The sequence below is a fragment of the Streptomyces apricus genome (assembly GCF_008369065.1).
Lineage (GTDB): Bacteria > Actinomycetota > Actinomycetes > Streptomycetales > Streptomycetaceae > Streptomyces > Streptomyces apricus.
The window spans coordinates 489,366-507,912 of the sequence record NZ_VDFC01000046.1 but is presented as its reverse complement, the minus strand read 5'-3'; the positions used below and the strand labels follow the sequence as shown (position 1 = coordinate 507,912).

General features: G+C 72.1%; 15 protein-coding genes and 1 pseudogene. 7 read left to right on the top strand and 9 right to left on the bottom strand.

Annotation, left to right across the window (positions count from 1 at the left end):
- The first annotated feature begins 91 nt into the window (after positions 1-91).
- The 5 genes and pseudogenes from FGF04_RS22350 (at position 92) to FGF04_RS22330 (ending at position 5,715) form a co-directional block, all read left to right on the top strand.
- Entirely contained in the window at positions 92-670 is a 579-nt protein-coding gene (locus FGF04_RS22350; protein WP_149513076.1) for a TerD family protein, read from the top strand.
- A 44-nt stretch (positions 671-714) separates the two neighbouring features.
- Positions 715-2,728: pseudogene (locus tag FGF04_RS22345) on the top strand (TerD family protein).
- Positions 2,729-3,062: 334 nt separating this feature from the next.
- Complete coding sequence (locus FGF04_RS22340) at positions 3,063-4,076, top strand: TerC family protein (protein ID WP_149513075.1); 1,014 nt, start codon at positions 3,063-3,065, stop codon at positions 4,074-4,076.
- Between the two features lie 127 nt (positions 4,077-4,203).
- Positions 4,204-4,506: a DUF1330 domain-containing protein gene (locus FGF04_RS22335; RefSeq protein ID WP_149513074.1), complete on the top strand. Its 303-nt coding sequence runs from the start codon at positions 4,204-4,206 to the stop codon at positions 4,504-4,506.
- Between the two features lie 108 nt (positions 4,507-4,614).
- Positions 4,615-5,715, top strand: a complete 1,101-nt coding sequence (locus FGF04_RS22330; protein ID WP_149513073.1) for a calcium:proton antiporter — start codon at positions 4,615-4,617, stop codon at positions 5,713-5,715.
- Between the two features lie 43 nt (positions 5,716-5,758).
- Here FGF04_RS22330 and FGF04_RS22325 read toward each other — a convergent pair whose 3' ends face one another.
- The gene (locus FGF04_RS22325; protein ID WP_149513774.1) at positions 5,759-7,036 is read right to left on the bottom strand and encodes an MFS transporter; all 1,278 of its coding nucleotides are present in this window, start codon (positions 7,034-7,036) and stop codon (positions 5,759-5,761) included.
- A gap of 213 nt (positions 7,037-7,249) precedes the next feature.
- Between FGF04_RS22325 and aroQ the strand changes: the two genes are divergently transcribed.
- Positions 7,250-7,720, top strand: a complete 471-nt coding sequence (gene aroQ, locus FGF04_RS22320; RefSeq protein WP_149513072.1) for a type II 3-dehydroquinate dehydratase — start codon at positions 7,250-7,252, stop codon at positions 7,718-7,720.
- 81 nt (positions 7,721-7,801) lie between these two features.
- Here the strand turns inward: aroQ and FGF04_RS22315 are convergent, their stop codons facing one another.
- From FGF04_RS22315 to FGF04_RS22295, 5 genes are all read right to left on the bottom strand, one after another.
- Positions 7,802-8,575, bottom strand: coding sequence for an amino acid ABC transporter ATP-binding protein (locus FGF04_RS22315; RefSeq protein WP_149513071.1), 774 nt, complete (start codon positions 8,573-8,575; stop codon positions 7,802-7,804).
- Positions 8,572-9,498 carry an amino acid ABC transporter permease gene (locus FGF04_RS22310; protein ID WP_235882435.1) on the bottom strand — a complete coding sequence of 309 codons (927 nt, stop codon included), beginning with the start codon at positions 9,496-9,498 and terminating at the stop codon, positions 8,572-8,574. The genes FGF04_RS22315 and FGF04_RS22310 overlap by 4 nt, the downstream gene beginning before the upstream one ends.
- Positions 9,495-10,370: an ABC transporter substrate-binding protein gene (locus FGF04_RS22305; protein ID WP_149513069.1), complete on the bottom strand. Its 876-nt coding sequence runs from the start codon at positions 10,368-10,370 to the stop codon at positions 9,495-9,497. The genes FGF04_RS22310 and FGF04_RS22305 overlap by 4 nt, the downstream gene beginning before the upstream one ends.
- Before the next feature lie 138 nt (positions 10,371-10,508).
- Positions 10,509-11,165: an MBL fold metallo-hydrolase gene (locus FGF04_RS22300; RefSeq protein WP_149513068.1), complete on the bottom strand. Its 657-nt coding sequence runs from the start codon at positions 11,163-11,165 to the stop codon at positions 10,509-10,511.
- Positions 11,166-11,175: 10 nt separating this feature from the next.
- Positions 11,176-11,868, bottom strand: a complete 693-nt coding sequence (locus tag FGF04_RS22295; protein WP_149513067.1) for a maleylpyruvate isomerase family mycothiol-dependent enzyme — start codon at positions 11,866-11,868, stop codon at positions 11,176-11,178.
- Positions 11,869-12,090: 222 nt separating this feature from the next.
- On the opposite strand from FGF04_RS22295, the gene uvrA reads away from it, so the two are divergent.
- Positions 12,091-15,195 (top strand): excinuclease ABC subunit UvrA, encoded by a 3,105-nt coding sequence (gene uvrA, locus FGF04_RS22290; RefSeq protein ID WP_149513066.1) that lies wholly within the window; start codon positions 12,091-12,093, stop codon positions 15,193-15,195.
- A 127-nt stretch (positions 15,196-15,322) separates the two neighbouring features.
- On the opposite strand, the gene FGF04_RS22285 is transcribed toward uvrA, so the two are convergent.
- The 3 genes from FGF04_RS22285 to FGF04_RS22275 form a co-directional block, all read right to left on the bottom strand.
- Positions 15,323-16,234 carry a carbohydrate kinase family protein gene (locus tag FGF04_RS22285; RefSeq protein WP_149513065.1) on the bottom strand — a complete coding sequence of 304 codons (912 nt, stop codon included), beginning with the start codon at positions 16,232-16,234 and terminating at the stop codon, positions 15,323-15,325.
- Complete coding sequence (locus FGF04_RS22280) at positions 16,231-17,298, bottom strand: LacI family DNA-binding transcriptional regulator (protein WP_149513064.1); 1,068 nt, start codon at positions 17,296-17,298, stop codon at positions 16,231-16,233. The genes FGF04_RS22285 and FGF04_RS22280 overlap by 4 nt, the downstream gene beginning before the upstream one ends.
- A gap of 76 nt (positions 17,299-17,374) precedes the next feature.
- Positions 17,375-18,310, bottom strand: a complete 936-nt coding sequence (locus tag FGF04_RS22275; protein WP_149513063.1) for a hypothetical protein — start codon at positions 18,308-18,310, stop codon at positions 17,375-17,377.
- Positions 18,311-18,547 lie beyond the last annotated feature (237 nt).

The following is an 18,547-nucleotide window of genomic DNA, read 5'->3' as shown; positions in this document are numbered from 1 at the left end:
ACGGCGCTGTCGGTGGTCCTGCGTAGGGTTGCTGGTCAACCGCAGGATTCTGCGGCAACAGGGGACAGTCGGTCCGAGAGGGGAACAGCGCGTGACGGTCAACATGACCAAGGGTCAGGCCATCAGTCTGCAGAAGAACGACGGGGGCACGCTGACCGCGGTGCGCATGGGGCTCGGCTGGCAGGCGGCCCCGCGACGTGGCCTGTTCGGATCGCGTACGCGTGAGATCGACCTCGACGCGTCCGCCGTGCTGTTCGCGGACAAGCAGCCGGTCGACGTGGTGTTCTTCCGTCACCTCGTCAGCGACGACGGCTCCGTGCGGCACACCGGTGACAACCTCGTCGGCGGTGCGGGCCAGGGCGGCGACGACGAGGCGATCCTCGTCGACCTCGCGCGCATCCCGGTCCACATCGACCAGATCGTCTTCACCGTGAACTCGTTCACGGGCCAGACGTTCCAGGAGGTGCAGGACGCGTTCTGCCGTCTGGTCGACGAGACCAACGGCCAGGAGCTGGCCCGCTACACCCTGGCCGGCGGCGGGCAGTACACCGCGCAGATCATGGCCAAGGTCCACCGTGCGGGCGCCGGCTGGCAGATGACCGCCATCGGCACGCCCGCCAACGGCCGCACCTTCCAGGACCTGATGCCGGCGATCCTGCCGCACCTGTAGACAGCACGGCGCCCGGCGCACGCACACATGGGGGGAACGAAGCGATGACGGCTGAGCTGGTCCGGGGGCAGAACCACCCGCTCTCCCAGGCACGACTTGAGATCCGGGTGTCGGCCGGCAAGCCGGTCGTGGCCGGGGCCACGCTCAGCGACGAGCAGGGCAGGGTGCGGGGCGTCGAGTGGGTGGCCCACCCGGGCTCGCCCACCCTGCCCGGCGTGGAGGTCTCCAAGCAGGCGGCCGCCGATCACCGGCTCGCGTGCGACCTGGACGCCCTGCCGGAGACCGTGCACCGGGTCAGCGTGCTGCTCGCGCTGCCCTCCGGCGTGGGCGGCCCGGTCCGGTTCGGCGCCGTCGCCGCCCCCTTCGTCGCGGTCACCGGACTGGACGGCTCCGAGGTCGCCAGCTACACGGTCACGGGCCTCGACGCCGAGTCGGCCGTCGTCGCACTGGAGCTCTACCGCAGGCAGGGCGCCTGGAAGGTACGGGCCGTCGGCCAGGGATACGCGGGCGGCCTCGCCGAGCTCTTCGCCGACCAGGGCCTGTCCCAGGCCCACCAGCTCGCGGGCGGCATCAACGAAGCGGTCGCCCAGGGCCTGGCGCGCTCGGTGGCGGCCCCGCCGCCGCGCACGGCCGACGGCGACCGTACGCGGCATGCCGCGACGCCCGCGCTCGGCCAGGACCAGGGCGGGTCGGCGTCCCAGGGCGCGCCCGGACAGGTCCCGCCGCACGGGCACCCCGGCGGCCAGGGGGCCACGGCGCCCGCCGCCGGTGCCGGCTCCGCTGCCGGAGGAGCGCAGTCCGGCTACCCCGCGGCGTCCGCACCGGCGGACCCGCCGGCCGTCACCCAGCCCGGCGGGCCCGGGACCGGCGGCCCCGTCAACTACAGCCATCCGGGCCGGGCCGGGGGCGCGGTGGGCGGCGGCGTGGGCGCCCGTGGCGGGCGACGCGAACGGCTGGTCCATGGAGGAGCGCCTGTACAACCAGGTGTGGGGGATGTTCGAGGACCTGGCCCGCACCACCGCCGCGTACCGCAGCGCGGTCGACTTCGCCGAGTCGCGGATGGAGCAGGAGCTCGACAAGGTCCTGTCCGACCCGCGCAGCAGGATCGGCGGACAGGGCGACGCCGCCCGCGAGACGGCCCGCGCCAAGCACGCCGAGCTGGTCGACCGGGCCCGGCAGGTCCTGGACCGTGACCTCGCCCAGCTCGTCGCCGAGAGCGAGGTCGTCGAGCCCGCGCTGCCGCCCGCGTTCGCACGCTGGGACAACCCCGCCTGGCACGCCTACCGGGTGCCGATGGAGATCCCCATGGCCCTGCGCCTGGGCGACCTGCACCTGCCCGAGAGCGCGGGCCTGAGCATCCCGATGCTGGTGCGGCTGCCGCTGGAGCGCGGCCTGTGGATCGACAGCGGCCGCGCCGCGTCCTTCGAGGGCTCGATCACGGACTCCGACGACCTGCGCCGCCTCGCCATGGACACGGCCGTGGCCCACGCGGCCCGGCTGCTCGCCGTCTACCCGCCCGGCGAGTACAGCGTGCACGTCATCGACGCGGCGGGCTCGGCGGCCTCGTCCCTCGCGCCCCTCGTGAACACCGGGGTGCTCGCCGGTCCGCCGGCCGTGGGCCCCGCGGGGGTGAATGACGTACTGACCCGGCTGACCCAGCGCGTCGACCTGGTGCAGATGGCCGTTCGGGGCGGCGCGGCCGACGCGCTGCCGCCCGACCTCGACCCGGCCGAGCAGCTGCTCGTCGTCAACGACTTCCCGCACGGCTTCGACGACCGTGCCGTGACCCGGCTGCGCTACCTCGCGGACGAGGGCCCGGCCGTCGGGGTGCACCTCATGCTGGTCGCCGACCGGGAGGACGCCGCCGCCTACGGGCCGCTGCTCGACCCGCTGTGGCGGTCGCTGCTGCGGCTCACACCGGTGCCCGACGACCACCTCGCCGACCCGTGGGTCGGGCACACGTGGACCTACGACCCCTCCCGTGTCCCGCCGGGCAGCCAGATACTCCAGCACGTCCTGACCCAGGTCGCGACCGCCCGCCGCTCCTGGAACCGCTGAGCACTCGTTCCTGGAACCGCTGAGCACCGGGAGACCGCCTCCGCGCACGCTTCACCAAGAGATGGTCAACTCCGCTGACCAGCGGACTTGGCTTTTCTTTTACCAATCTCTTTACCTTTCCTTGGTGATGCAGGTACTGTAGTTGGTGCGGAGGGGAGTACTCCCTACCTACTGCGGCGTACCCGTCAATACGGAGCCGGTCGAACGACCGGCTCCCGGGGCGTCGGCCCGAGTCCACCGGGCGCATCACGCGCCTCGGACGAACCCATCGGGTGGAAGAGACCTCCGGCAGCGACGACGCTGACATATGCCGTTACGTACTGCCGGAGGCGCAGTGGATGTTTCCGTGACCCTTTGGGTCCTCACGATCGTGGGCCTCGCGGCCCTCATCGCGGTCGATTTCTTCATCGGCCGCAAACCGCACGACGTATCGATCAAGGAAGCCGGGATCTGGACGGTCGTCTGGATCGTCCTGGCCGCGCTCTTCGGGCTCGGACTGCTCCTCTTCTCCGGCGGCCAGCCGGCCGGAGAGTTCTTCGCCGGCTTCATCACCGAGAAGTCCCTGAGCGTCGACAACCTCTTCGTCTTCGTCCTGATCATGGCGAAGTTCTCGGTGCCCACGCAGTACCAGCAGCGCGTGCTGCTCATCGGCGTGCTGATAGCCCTGGTCCTGCGCGCGGTCTTCATCGCCGCCGGCGCCGCGATCCTCGCCAGCTTCGCCTGGGTCTTCTACATCTTCGGCGCGTTCCTCATCTACACCGCGTGGAAGCTGATCCAGGAGGCCCGCGCCGACGACGAGGACGAGGAGTTCGAGGAGAACCGGCTGCTCAAGGCCGCCGAGCGCCGCTTCGGCGTCGCCGACCGCTACCACGGCACCAAACTGTGGATCCAGCAGAACGGCAAGCGGGTCATGACCCCGATGCTGGTCGTCATGCTGGCGATCGGCACCACCGACGTGCTCTTCGCGCTGGACTCGATCCCCGCGATCTTCGGCCTGACGCAGGACCCGTACATCGTCTTCACGGCCAACGCGTTCGCGCTGATGGGTCTGCGGCAGCTGTACTTCCTGATCGGTGGGCTCCTCAGGAAGCTGGTCCACCTCAGCTACGGCCTGTCGGTCATCCTCGGATTCATCGGTGTCAAGCTCGTGCTGCACGCGCTGCACGAGTCCGGTGTCCACGTACCGGAGATCTCCATACCGGTCTCCCTCGGCGTCATCTGCGGCGTCCTGGTGATCACCACGATCACCAGCCTGATGGCCTCCAGGAAGCAGGAGGCCGAGGCGGCGGCGAAGGCCGAAGGCGTCCGGAAGGGCGAGGGCTCCGAGAAGGACAGCATCGACGTCTGACCGCGCCGGACGTAGGAACAACCAGCACCGGGAGCGACGATCGGCGCATTGCCGGCCACCGCTCCCGGTGCTTGCTTGTCTGCTGAGCGGCACCCGCCCGGGGCCGCCCGGCCGGGTGGAGGCACCCATGAGGTTCGTGCAGATCATCGACTTCGAGACCCAGCACATCGACGAGATACGGGACCTGGTCCAGGAGGCCGCGGAGCACTCCGGCGGCCGCGGGGGAGGTCCCACGCACCGCATGGTCCTGCAGGACCGGAACACGCCCGACCGCTACCTGGTCGTCATCGAGTTCGCGTCGCACGACGACGCCGTGCGCAACAGCGAGGACCCCGCGACCACCAGGATGGCGGAGCGGGTGGCGGCGCTGTGCACACGGCCACCGCGGTTCACCGACTGCGACGTACGCGCGTCGGACGAGCTCAAGTAGCACGGGGGTGCGGGAGCGAGGAACAGCAGGGAACACGGGCCGCGCCGCCCGGCCGCCGCGGCGCTCCGCCGGAGTGCGCGGCCCGCTCACGACTGCGAGGATCGCTGCATGATCGTTCGGCTTCGGACACTCGCGACGCAGTGGACGGCCGTCGTGCCCGTGATCGCGATCGTCCTGCTGGTCCTCACCTGGGGCCGTGATCTGCCCGGCGTGGTCGTGGCCCTGGTGACACTGGTCCTGGCGGGCGCCGTGCTCTCCGCGGTCCACCACGCGGAGGTGGTCGCCCACCGGGTCGGCGAACCCTTCGGCTCGCTGGTCCTCGCCGTCGCCGTCACGATCATCGAGGTGGCCCTGATCGTCACCCTCATGGCCGACGGCGGGGACAAGGGCGCCACGCTGGCCCGCGACACCGTCTTCGCGGCCGTGATGATCACCTGCAACGGCATCGTCGGCCTGAGCCTGCTCGTCGCCTCACTGCGGCACCGGCTGGCCGTCTTCAACGCCGAGGGCACCGGCGCCGCCCTCGCGACCGTGGCGACCCTGGCGACGCTCAGCCTGGTGCTGCCGACCTTCACCACCAGCAAGCCGGGCCCCGAGTTCTCCACGACCCAGCTCACCTTCGCCGCCCTCTCCTCCCTCGTCCTGTACGGCATGTTCGTGGCGACCCAGACCGTGCGGCACCGCGACTACTTCCTGCCGGTCACCCGGCAGGGCGCCGTGATCGACGCGGACGAGCACGCCGAGATCCCCTCCTCCGGGACCACGATGATCAGCCTGGGACTCCTGGGCCTGGCCCTCGTGGGCGTGGTCGGACTCGCCAAGGGGGTGTCACCGACCATCGAGTCCGGCGTGGAGGCGGCCGGCATGCCGCACGCCGTGGTCGGCGTGGTCATCGCCCTGCTCGTGCTCCTCCCCGAGACGATCGCGGCCCTGCGCTCGGCCCGCCGCGACCGGGTGCAGACCAGCCTCAACCTGGCCCTCGGGTCGGCGATGGCGAGCATCGGGCTGACCATCCCGGCCGTGGCCGTCGCGTCCATCTGGCTCTCCGGCCCGCTCGTCCTCGGCCTGAGCTCCACCCATATGGTGCTGCTGGCCCTGACCGTGGTGGTCAGCTCCCTCACGGTCGTCCCCGGCCGGGCCACGCCCCTGCAGGGCGGCGTCCACCTGGTGCTGTTCGCGGCGTACCTGGAGCTGGCGATCAACCCGTAGGAACCGGCCGGCTCCGTAGGGACCGGCCACCCCGTCACCCCGCTCAGCTCGTCGCGGGCTCCGGCTCGGCCGCCGCCACCCCCACGCGCCGCGTCTCCGGCAGCAGCGCGAAGCAGCCGAGGCTGAGCAGCGCGATGCCCGTCAGGTAGGCCGCCACGCCCCAGGGCACCTGCCCGCTCCGGTCGGCGACCGCCGTCGCCACGATCGGGGTGAGCGCGCCCCCGAGGACCCCGCCCAGGTTGTAGCCCACCGCCGCACCCGTGCAGCGCACCCGCGGCTCGTACAGCTCCGGCAGGTACGCGGCGATCACGCCGAACATCGTCACGAACGCGATCAGGGCCACCAGGAACCCGAGGAACATCAGCAGGGGCTCGCCCGTCGACAGCAGCGCGATCATCGGGAACATCCACACCGCGGCCGCCGCGCAGCCGGCCAGGCACAGGGGGCGCCGCCCGTAACGGTCGCTCAGGACGGCCGCCAGCGGGGTGAGCGCGCCCTTCACCACGACGGCCGCCATGATGCAGGCCAGCATGACGGTACGGTTCACCCCGAGCCGTTCGGTGGCGTAGGCGAGGGACCAGGTCGTCACCGCGTAGAAGAGCGCGTACCCGACCGCGAGCGCCCCGCCCGTCAGCAGGACGAGCCGCCAGTGGTCGCGGACCACCTCGGCGAGCGGCACGCGCGCGTGCTCGCGCAGTTCGAGGAACCGCGGGCTCTCGGCGAGGGACGAGCGCAGCCACAGCCCGGCTGCGGCGAGCACGCCCGCCGCCCAGAACGGCACCCGCCAGCCCCAGGACGCGAACTGCGCGTCGGAGAGCGTCGCCGACAGCGCGAGCATCACACCGTTGGCGAGGACGAATCCCAGGGCCGGACCGATCTGCGGGAAGCTCGACCACAGTCCGCGGCGGTCGGCGGGCGCGTGCTCCGCGGTCAGCAGCACCGCCCCGCCCCACTCCCCGCCGAGCCCGAGCCCCTGCAGGAAACGCAGCACGAGCAGCAGGACGGGAGCGGCCGTGCCGATGGAGGCGTACGTCGGCACGCAGCCGACCGCGACGGTCGAGGCACCGGTCAGCAGCAGGGAGGCGACGAGGACGGGCCGCCGTCCGTGCCGGTCCCCGATGTGCCCGAACAGGACCGATCCCAGGGGCCGCGCCACGAACCCGACCGCGAAGGTCCCGAAGGCCGCCAGTGTCCCCGCCACCGGCGAGAAGGTCGGGAAGAACAGCGGGCCCAGGACGAGCGCGGCGGCCGTCCCGTAGACGAAGAAGTCGTAGAACTCGACGGCCGTCCCGGCGAGTGCGGCGCAGGCGAGCCGCAGCATGGAAGGGGTCTTCACTGAGCGTGCGCGATCCATACCGCGTCAACCACCCACGATCACCATGGGTTACGGGGCGCGCGGGAGCCCGGGAGGCGCCGGGCCCGTGGCGGGCCGCCCCCGTGCGCACACGCCGCCCGCCGTGCGCGGGCTCCGTGATAGACCGGGTCCCAGCAGCGGTCCTGGACGGGCCGAGCCACCCACCGGACCGGAGGAACCGTGCCCCGCACCCTCGCCAGCGCCCCCGTCATGATCCTCAACGGGCCCAACCTGAACCTCCTGGGCCAGCGGCAGCCGGAGATCTACGGATCCGAGACGCTCGCCGACGTCGAGGCGCTGTGCGCGAAGGCGGCGGCCGCCCACGGTGGGACGATCGACTTCCGGCAGTCCAACCACGAGGGCGAGCTGGTCGACTGGATCCACGAGGCCCGCCTCGGCCACTGCGGCATCGTGATCAACCCGGGCGCCTACTCGCACACCTCGGTGGCGATCCTGGACGCGCTCAACACCTGCGACGGACTGCCCGTGCTGGAGGTCCACATCTCCAACATCCACCGGCGCGAGGAGTTCCGGCACCACTCGTACGTCTCCCTGCGCGCGGACGGCGTCATCGCGGGCTGCGGCGTGCAGGGGTACGTGTTCGGCGTGGAGCGGGTCGCGGCGCTGGCGGGGGCCACCGCCGGCACATGACCGGTCCTGGCCATGACGGCCCGGCCCATGACCGTCCGGCCCATGCAGGTTCGGCACATGGCCGTTCGGAGCGCGACCCCCTCAGAGTCGTCCGGCCTCCACGATCCGCCGCAGGAAGCGCCGCGTGCGCTCCTGCCGCGGCTCGCCGAAAACCTCCTCGGCCGTGCCGCGTTCCAGCACGACCCCGCCGTCGAGGAAGCAGACCTGGTCGGCGACGTCGCGGGCGAACCCCATCTCGTGCGTGGCCAGCACCATGGTCATGCCCTCGTCCTTCAGGTCCCGCACGACGCCCAGGACCTCGCCCACGAGCTCCGGGTCGAGCGCGGCGGTGACCTCGTCGAGGAGCAGCAGCCGGGGGCGTACGGCCAGGGCGCGGACGATCGCGGCCCGCTGCTGCTGGCCGCCGCTCAGCCGGTCGGGGTACTCGTCGGCCTTGGCGCCGAGCCCGAGCCGGTCGAGCAGTTCACGCGCGCGTGCCCGCGCCTCCGCCGGGTCGGCCCCGTGCACGCGGCGCGGGGCGAGCGTGATGTTCTCCAGGACGGTCATGTGCGGGAACAGGTTGTACGACTGGAAGACCACGCCGATGCGGCGGCGGACCGCGTCCTGGTCGACGCGCGGGTCGGTGATCTCCTCGCCGTCCAGCCAGATGGCGCCGTCGTCGATCTCCTCCAGCAGGTTCGCGCAGCGCAGCAGCGTCGACTTGCCGGAGCCCGACGCCCCGATCAGCGCCGTCACCGTGTGCGGGGCGACCTCCAGGTCGACGTCGCGCAGGACGACCGAGCCGCCGAAGGTCTTGCGAACGGCCTCCATGCGCAGCACGGGTACGGAGGAATCCGTGCCCACCGGCCCGCTCATACGACCCCTCCTTGTGCCCGGCGGCGGTCCATCCGCGCCGTGACCCAGTCCGTGAACCGCGTCATCGGGATGGTCAGCGCGACGAAGACCAGCCCCGCGACGACGTACGGCGTGTAGTTGAGACTGCGGCCCACGATGATGTCCGCGGCGCGCACGGCGTCGACCGCGCCGCCGATCGAGACGAGCCCGGTGTCCTTCTGCAGGGACACCAGGTCGTTGAGGAGCGGCGGCACCTGACGGCGTACGGCCTGGGGGAGGACCACGTACCGCAGCGTCTGGCGGTTGCTCAGCCCGAGCGAGCGCGCCGCGGCCCGCTGCGAGGGGTGGACCGACTCGATGCCGGCGCGGAACACCTCGGCGACGTACGCCGAGTACGTCAGCGTGAGCGCCGTACCGCCCAGCAGCACCGGATCGACCGTGATGCCCTGCAGCCGCAGGGCCGGCACGCCAAGCACCACGATCATCAGATTGATGATCAGCGGAAGGCCGCGGAAGAAGTCGGTGTAGGCGGCGGCCAGTGCGCGCAGCGGGAAGAACACCGGGCCGCGCAGGGTGCGCGCGACGGCGATCAGCATGCCGAGGACGAGGACCGCCGCGCCGCACACCAGCAGCAGCCGCACGTTGAGCCACAGGCCTTCGAGGACCTTGGGCAGCGCCTCGCGCGCGTACCCCGCGTCGAAGAACGTCTCCTTGGTGCGCGGCCAGCCGGGCGCGTTGACGACGACGAGGTAGAGGACGACGGCGGTCACCAGGGTGGAGAGCGCGGCGACCGCCGTCGCGCGCCGGGCGCGGGAGCGCTGGTGGCGCTCCCGCTCGATCCGCCGCCGCGACGGGACGTATGCGTCGTACGTGTCGTGCGCGTCCTCCCCGGCCGGCTCCCCACCGGGTCCGTCGCCGCCCGACTCCTTGGGCGTGAGGGTCACTTGAGCACCGGCGCGTCGACCGCGTCGGACAGCCACCGCTTCTCGACGGCGGCGAGGGTGCCGTCCTCGCGCAGGGCGTCCACCGCGTCCGTCACGCACCGGGTGAGGGCGCTGCCCTTGTCCAGCACGAGCCCGAACTGCTCCGGCGCACCGCCCCGGTTCTCGAACTGCCCGACGATCCGCGCGTCCGTGACCTCGGCCGCGGTGATGTAGAACGCGGTCGGCAGGTCGACCACGATGGCGTCCACCTGGCCGTTCTTGAGCGCGGACTTGGCCTGGTCGTTCTTCGCGTACGCGGCCGGCGCGTCGGCCGGCTTCACCACGTCGTCGATGTAGTTCAGGCTGGTGGTGCCGACCTGGGCGCCCAGCTTGACGTCCTTGAGGTCGGCGACGCTCTTCGCCTTCGCGGCCTCGGAGCCCTTCAGTGCGACGACGGCCTGGCGCACGTCGTAGTAGCCGGACGAGAAGTCGACGGCCTTCTTGCGTTCGTCGCTGATCGACACCTGGTTGATGTCGAAGTCGAAGGTCTTCTCGCCGGGCGCGAACGCCTTGTTGAAGGGCACGGTCCGCCAGACGACGTCGTCCTTGCCGTAGCCGAGCCGCTTCGCCACGGCGTACGCGACGGCCGACTCGAAGCCCTCCCCGGAGGCGGGTTCGCCGTCCTTGAACCACGGCTCGTACGCGGGTTCGTCCGTCGCGATCGTCAGCTTTCCGGCGGCCTCGGTGTCCAGTTCGCCCTTGGCGCACGACGCGGGGGAGGACGTGCCGGCGGCCTTCTCCTCGGGCTGCGGACTGCAGCCGACGGCGACGGCCAGCAGAGCTACGGCGGCGGCGGACAGGGTCCCGCGCAGGGTGCTACGAGCAGGATGCATGGCGGGAGAGTGACAGTGCGCGGGCCCGGCTGTCGAGGTCACGGCGGGAACTGTCCGCATGGTGGGAACGGGTGTTGCAGCGCTGTGAACTGCCGTCTCCCGGAGGTGTTCCCCGCGCCCCTTCGGGGCCCGGGGTGCCTACCAGCCCCTGGCGCGCCACTCCGGGAGGTGGGGGCGTTCGGCGCCGAGGGTCGTGTCGTTGCCGTGGCCCGGGTAGACCCAGGTCTCGTCCGGCAGCGTGCCGAAGATCTTCGTCTCGACGTCGTCGATCAGACTGGCGAACGCCACGGGATCCTTGCGGGTGTTGCCCACACCGCCCGGGAAGAGGCAGTCGCCCGTGAACACGTGGGGGTGGCCGTGCGGGTCGTCGTAGACCAGGGCGATCGAGCCGGGCGTGTGGCCCACCAGGTGGCGCGCGGTGAGCTCCACGTGCCCGACCCGGATGGTGTCGCCGTCCCCGACCGGCACGTCCGTCGGTACGGGGATGCCGTCGGCGTCCTCACGCCCCGCGTACGTGCGCGCGCCCGTGGCCGCCACCACCTCCGCCAGGGCCTGCCAGTGGTCGCCGTGCTGGTGCGTGGTCACCACGGACGCGATGCCGTCGGCGCCGATGAGGGTGAGCAGGGTGCCGGCGTCGTCGGCCGCGTCGATCAGCAGCTGCTCGTCCGTGGCCCGGCAGCGCAACAGGTAGGCGTTGTTGTCCATCGGGCCGACCGCGACCTTGGAGATCATCAGGTCGCGCAGCTCGTGCACGTCCGCAGGGCCGCCGACCTTCACCGCTCCGCTGTACGTCATGGCGCTCAGCCTATAGCGGGGGCAGCACGGGAAGGGGCCCGCCCTCGACGGTCAGCCCGGTTCCCTCCCGGCGTCCGGCCAGCCAGCCGAGCAGGTCGGGCGCGGGACCGGTCACGGTGATCCCGGACCCCGCCGCGGAACCCTCGCGTCCGGTGCGCCACGCGCGCGTGCCGTCCGTGAGGCGCGTGGGCGGCACCTCGGGGTGCCCGGCGAAGCGGTCCGCCAGGAAGTCGGTCTCCCGCCGCGTGAACTCCTCCGGCAGGTCCTCCAGCTCGTACCCGATGCCGAGGTCCACGTGGTGCAGCTCGACCTCGGCCCAGCGCCGGAACGGCACCTGGGACGCCGCGTCCGTGACCCCGTTGCGCAGCTCCACGGTGCGGGACCAGTCGGCGGGCGCGGCCCCGGCCGCCAGGAAGCGGGCCGCGCTGTCGCGCACGTCGGCGAGCTGGGTCTCCAGCGGCCTCGGGGCGTCCCGCTCGATGTCGGCGTCCCGGGCGTCCGCGGAGACGTACATCGGCCGGCCCTCCAGGACGTTCACGAGCGCGTCCGCGTTGCGGGCGAGATGGGCCAGGACATGGCCACGGCTCCAGCCGGGCAGCCGTGACGGTTCGGTCACATCGGCGTTGTGCAGCTGGGCGGCTGCGCTCAGCAGCCGTTCGGTCGCGTCACGTACAGACGCCAGGTCGCGCACATGATCGTTCATGGGGCAGACGATAGCGGCGCCACACGTTCGGGTGAAGGTGGCCGACGACGTCCGCTAATCGAATGTACGTGCTATAAGGTCAGGAGGCGGCGCCGGGCATGCTTGAAGGCCCGGGATTGTTCCCCCGAGGCGAACCGAACCGGCGTTGTCAGTGGCTCCCCCTAGTCTGGAAGGACGGGGGCCCCGCCCCTGTCACTTCTCTCTAGAAAGGTGCGGACCGGCGTGGCCGACCGTCTCATCGTCCGTGGAGCGCGCGAGCACAACCTGAAGAACGTCTCGCTCGACCTCCCCCGCGACTCGCTCATCGTCTTCACGGGCCTGTCGGGGTCGGGCAAGTCCTCGCTGGCCTTCGACACCATCTTCGCCGAGGGCCAGCGCCGCTACGTGGAGTCCCTGTCCTCGTACGCCCGGCAGTTCCTCGGCCAGATGGACAAGCCGGACGTCGACTTCATCGAAGGCCTCTCCCCGGCGGTCTCCATCGACCAGAAGTCGACCTCGCGCAACCCGCGCTCGACGGTCGGCACCATCACCGAGGTCTACGACTACCTGCGCCTGCTCTTCGCGCGCATCGGCAAGCCGCACTGCCCCGAGTGCGGCCGGCCCATCTCGCGCCAGTCGCCGCAGGCCATCGTCGACAAGGTCCTGGAGCTGCCCCAGGGCAGCCGCTTCCAGGTGCTCTCGCCGCTCGTGCGCGAGCGCAAGGGGGAGTTCGTCGACCTCTTCGCCGACCTCCAGACCAAGGGCTACAGCAGGGCCCGCGTCGACGGCGAGACGATCCAGCTCAGCGAGCCGCCCACGCTCAAGAAGCAGGAGAAGCACACCATCGAGGTGGTCGTCGACCGCCTCACGGTCAAGGAGGGCGCCAAGCGCCGCCTGACCGACTCCGTGGAGACCGCCCTCGGCCTCTCCGGCGGCATGGTCGTGCTCGACTTCGTCGACCTCCCGGCCGACGACCCCGAGCGTGAGCGCATGTACTCGGAGCACCTGTACTGCGCGTACGACGACCTGTCCTTCGAGGAGCTGGAGCCGCGCTCCTTCTCCTTCAACTCGCCCTTCGGCGCCTGCCCGGAGTGCTCCGGCATCGGCACGCGCATGGAGGTCGACCCCGAGCTGATCGTCCCGGACGAGGACAAGTCCCTCGACGAGGGCGCCATACACCCCTGGTCGCACGGGCACAGCAAGGAGTACTTCGGACGCCTGGTCGGGGCCCTCGCGGACGCGCTGGGCTTCCGGACCGACATCCCCTTCGCCGGTCTCCCGCAGCGCGCCAAGAAGGCCCTCCTGCACGGGCACAAGACGCAGATCGAGGTCCGCTACCGCAACCGGTACGGCAGGGAGCGCGTGTACACCACGCCCTTCGAGGGCGCCGTCCCCTTCGTGAAGCGCCGGCACAGCGAGGCCGAGAGCGACACCAGCCGCGAGCGCTTCGAGGGCTACATGCGCGAGGTGCCCTGCCCCACCTGTGAGGGCACGCGCCTCAAGCCGGTCGTCCTCGCGGTCACGGTCATGGAGAAGTCCATCGCCGAGGTCGCCGCCATGTCCATCAGCGACTGCGCGGACTTCCTGGGCCGGCTGACGCTCGACGACCGCGACAAGAAGATCGCCGAGCGCGTGCTGAAGGAGGTCAACGAACGGCTGCGGTTCCTGGTCGACGTCGGCCTCGACTACCTGTCGCTGAACCGCGCGGCCGGCACGCTCTCCGGTGGCGAGGCCCAGCGCATCCGGCTGGCGACCCAGATCGGCTCCGGCCTTGTGGGCGTCCTGTACGTCCTCGACGAGCCCTCCATCGGGCTGCACCAGCGGGACAACCACCGGCTCATCGAGACCCTGGTCCGGCTGCGCGACATGGGCAACACGCTCATCGTCGTCGAGCACGACGAGGACACCATCAAGGTCGCCGACTGGATCGTCGACATCGGCCCCGGCGCGGGCGAGCACGGCGGCCACGTCGTGCACAGCGGCTCCCTGAAGGAGCTGCTGGCCAACGACGAGTCGCAGACCGGCCTCTACCTGTCCGGCAGGAAGGCCATCCCGCTGCCCGAGGTCCGGCGCCCGCGCGACCCCTCCCGGCAGCTCACGGTGCACGGCGCCCGCGAGAACAACCTCCGGGACATCGACGTGTCGTTCCCGCTGGGCGTCCTGACGGCCGTCACCGGTGTCTCCGGCTCCGGCAAGTCCACGCTGGTCAACGACATCCTGTACACGCACCTGGCCCGCGAGCTGAACGGCGCGAGGAACGTCCCCGGCCGCCACACGCGCGTGGAGGGCGACGACCTCGTCGACAAGGTCGTGCACGTCGACCAGTCGCCCATCGGCCGCACCCCCCGGTCCAACCCGGCGACGTACACCGGCGTCTTCGACCATGTCCGCAAGCTGTTCGCGGAGACCACCGAGGCGAAGGTCCGCGGCTACCTCCCCGGGCGTTTCTCCTTCAACGTCAAGGGCGGCCGCTGCGAGAACTGCGCGGGCGACGGCACCATCAAGATCGAGATGAACTTCCTGCCGGACGTCTACGTCCCGTGCGAGGTCTGTCACGGTGCCCGCTACAACCGCGAGACCCTGGACGTCCACTACAAGGGCAAGTCCATCGCCGACGTCCTGAACATGCCGATCGAGGAAGCCATGAACTTCTTCGAGGCGGTCCCGGCGATCTCCCGCCACCTCAGGACGCTCAACGACGTCGGCCTCGGCTACGTCCGGCTCGGCCAGTCCGCGACGACCCTGTCCGGCGGCGAGGCGCAGCGGGTGAAGCTCGCCAGCGAGCTGCAGAAGCGCTCCACCGGACGCACGGTGTACGTCCTCGACGAGCCGACCACCGGTCTGCACTTCGAGGACATCAGCAAGCTGCTCGTCGTGCTGTCGGGCCTGGTGGAGAAGGGCAACACGGTCGTCGTCATCGAGCACAACCTCGATGTCGTCAAGACCGCCGACTGGGTCATCGACATGGGTCCCGAGGGCGGCGCGGGCGGCGGCGTCGTCGTCGCCGAGGGCACGCCCGAGCAGGTCGCCGGGGTGCCGGCCAGCCACACGGGCAAGTTCCTGCGGGAGGTCCTGGGCGCCGAGCGCGTCAGCGACGCCCCGCAGGCGAAGCCCGCGCGCAAGGCCACCGCCAAGAAGGTCGCGGCGGCCGGGTCGGCGACGAAGAGGACGGCGACGGCCAGGACCACGACGGCGAAGTCCGCCACCGCCGAGAAGACGGCCACCGCCGGGAAGACGGCTGCCACGAAGAAGGCGGCTGCCACCAAGAAGGCGACTTCGGCGAAGAAGGCGACTTCGGCGAAGAAGGCGGCCCCGGCCAAGAAGACGGCTCGGGCCCGCAAGGCCTGAGTTCTGCTGTCATGCGCCGCGCCCCACGGGAGTTCCCGTGGGGCGCGGCGCATTGCGGCATCGTGCCGCGTCAGGTCGTCGTGCGGCCGCGGATGTGTCGTGGCTGAGCGCGCAGTTCCCCGCGCCCCTACGGGGCGTTCAGCTCGTGTGCGTACGGCGGTTCCGCACCCGCTCGCGAGCAGGTGATCGCCGCGGCCCGGGCGGCGAACCGGAGCAGCTCGCCCCAGCCGTCGGCCCCCAGGCCCGCCACCGCGGCCGCGGAGAGCGCGTCGCGGGCGGCGAGGCCGTGCAGCAGCGCCGCGTTCACCGTGTCGCCCGCGCCGATGGTGTCCACCACGTCGACCGGTTCGCCCGGCACGGAGTGCTCGCCGCCGTCACGGGTGTAGGCGGTCAGCCCGTCGCCGCCCCGCGTGACCACAACCGCCGAGGGGCCGCAGGCCAGCCACTCGCGCGGCGTGCCGCCCAGCCACTCGGCGTCCTCCTCGGACAGCTTGAGCAGGGACACGGAGGGCAGCCAGCTCTTGAACCGGGCCCGGTAGGCGTCCGGATCGGGGATGAGCACCGCGCGGATGTTCGGGTCGAGCGCGGTGAACACGCCCTGCGCGGACGCGTCCCGCATCAGTTCCTCGTACGCGCTCGCGCCCGGCTCCAGGACCAGCGAGCAGGTGCCGAAGGACACCGCCCGGGTCCCCTCCGGCAGCCGGCCGGGCGCCGAGAACAGCCGGTCGGCGGTGCCCTCGACGTAGAAGGAGTAGGAGGCCGAGCCGTTCTCCGCGATCGAGGCGACGGCGAGGGTGGTGGGCTCGGCGCCCCGCTGCACGGACGCCACGTCGACGCCCGCCTCGCGCAGCCCGTCGATCAGGGCCTCGCCGAAGGCGTCCCGCGAGATCCGGGAGCAGAAGGTCGCGGGGGAGCCGAGCCGGCCCAGCGCCACCGCCGTGTTGTACGGCCCGCCGCCGCGGCGCGGGGTCAGTGCGGCGAGCGCGCCCGGCTCACCGGGCACCAGGTCGATCAGGGCCTCACCGGCGACGACGATCACGCGTCGGATCCTTTCTCGGGGCAGCTCCCGGAGCTGCTTTCGGGACGGTCCCCGGGGCAGCCGCACGAGGTGCGGTGCACGAGGGCGGAGGGCAGCCGGACGGTACGGGCCGCCCGGCCGGGGGAGTCCAGCCGTTCCAGCAGCAGCCGTACGGCCTGGGCGCCGATCTCCCTGCTGGGCTGGGAGACCGCGGTGAGCCGGGGCGAGAAGAGGTCCGCCCAGGAGAAGTCGTCGAAGCAGCACAGGGCCAGGTCCGCGGGCACGGACAGGCCCCGCGCGCGTACGGCCCGCAGCGCCCCGATGGTCATCGCGTTGTTGGCGGTGACCAGCGCCGTCGGCGGCGCGGGCAGGGACAGCAGGGCGCCGGTCGCCCGCTCGGCGGCCGCCGCCTCGGAGTTGCCGGGGACCACGAGCCGCTCGTCGTACGGGAGCCCCGCACCGGCCAGGCCCTGCCGGTAGCCGGCGATCCGCTCGCTCGTCGTGCTGAGTCCGGGCAGGCCCGCGACCAGGGCGATCCTGCGGTGGCCCAGCCCGGCGAGGTGGGTGACCAGGCGGGCGACCGGTTCCGCGTTCTCCGCGCACACCTGGTCGAACGCGAAACCGGGGGCCGGGCCGCCGTCGACCAGCCGGTCCAGGAACACCGTCGGTACGCCGTGCCTCCCGAGGTAGCCGAGCAGCTCCCGCGGATCGGGGGAGGGGGCGACGATCATGCCGTCCACCCGCCGCTCGTGCAGGAGCCGGACCACTTTCCGCTCGTGGGCCGGGTCGTCGTGCGGGTCCGCGATCAGCAGGCTGTAGCCCTCCTCCAGGGCGCCCGCCTCCACACCCTGGAGGATCTCCGTGAAGTAAGGGTTGCTGATCGCCGACACCGCGAGCCCGATGGACCGGGTGCGGGCGGTGACCAGGGACCTGGCCAGGGTGTTCGGCGTGTAGGCGAGCGCGTCGACGGCGTCGAGCACGGCCTGGCGGGTGTGCGGCAGCACCGGGCGCGTGCCGTTGAGCACGTGCGAGACCGTCGCCACGGAGACGCCCGCCTGCCGGGCCACGTCGGCCATCGTCGCCATGGTGCCCTCCCCGCAAGCGTCCGCCGCCCGCGAAAGTACCCCATGCGGCGGCTCGCGTAAACGCTTGCGCAAGCGTTTACGCGAGCCGCGACCCGCGCCCCACGACCACCGTGTGGACCGAGCGGTGGTGGCCGCTCAGCGCCAGCTCCTGGCGGCCGCCGCGGGGCGCCGCCGCCGAGTGCTGGGAGAACCGGTGGCAGCGCACGGGCAGCGCCGCCTCGGCGAACCGCACCTGGAGGGCGTACTGCCCGCCGGGGACGCCGAACCCGCGCACGTACTCGCTGGACGCGCCGGCCGTGCCGTCCTCGACGCCGTACCGGAACATGAAGGTGTCGCCCGCGCGCAGCCGCGTGTCGAAGAGCAGCTCGGCCACCAGCACGCCCGTCTCGTGGTGCCACAGGACCCGTCCCGTGCGGCAGTTCTCCAGGGCGTGCACGCTCATGCGCTCCGGGGCGCAGCCGGGGTCCCCGTGGTGGACGGCCACATAGCGGTCGACGCCGTCGCCGTGGGCGCGCACGACGTGCTGGGAGTCGCGCGAGAGCAGCTCGCGGCGGGCGCCGATCCGCACCCGCTCGTGGTGGCCGAGGACGAACAGTCCGCCGTCGGGCGGTGAGTCGAGCTCCGCGAGCAGCTTCTCCAGGGCCCCGGAGGCCTCGACCAGGGAGCGGTACGAGCGGGTCGCGGGACGCTCCGCGCCGGTGCGCCCGTCGGCCGCCGTCAGCAGCCGGATCAGCGACTCGTCCGGCAGCTGCAGGATCTCCTCCAGGGCGCGCACGGCCCGCAGGGACTCGGCGCGCTGGGGGCGCCGGGCGCCCTGCTGCCAGTAACTGAGGCTCGTCACACCCACCTTGACCCCGTACCGCGTCAGATGGTGCTGTACGCGCTGCAGCGGCAGTCCACGGGCGGTGATCGCGGCGCGCAGTGCGACGTGGAAGGGGCCGCCCCGCAGGGCCGTCTCCAGTTGCGCCGCGGCAGAACCGGAGACGGCCTCGCGCTGTGTGCCGTGCCGCATGCAGGGCCCTTTCTGTGATGCTCGCAACGGCTGGTCGCGCCGTTCGCGCTGTTCCCGGGGGCCGCCCGGCCCAAGTAATCCCGCATTGAAGCCTGTTGACCAGGCCCGGACAACACCTGAGGCGCAACTTCGCTGTGCGGGTGCTGGGCACCGCCTGTGCGGCGGCGGGGCGTGCGGAAGGGGAGGGCGGCGCGCAGGAGGGCGGCGCACGCAGAAGACGGCGGCCCGGAGCGTACG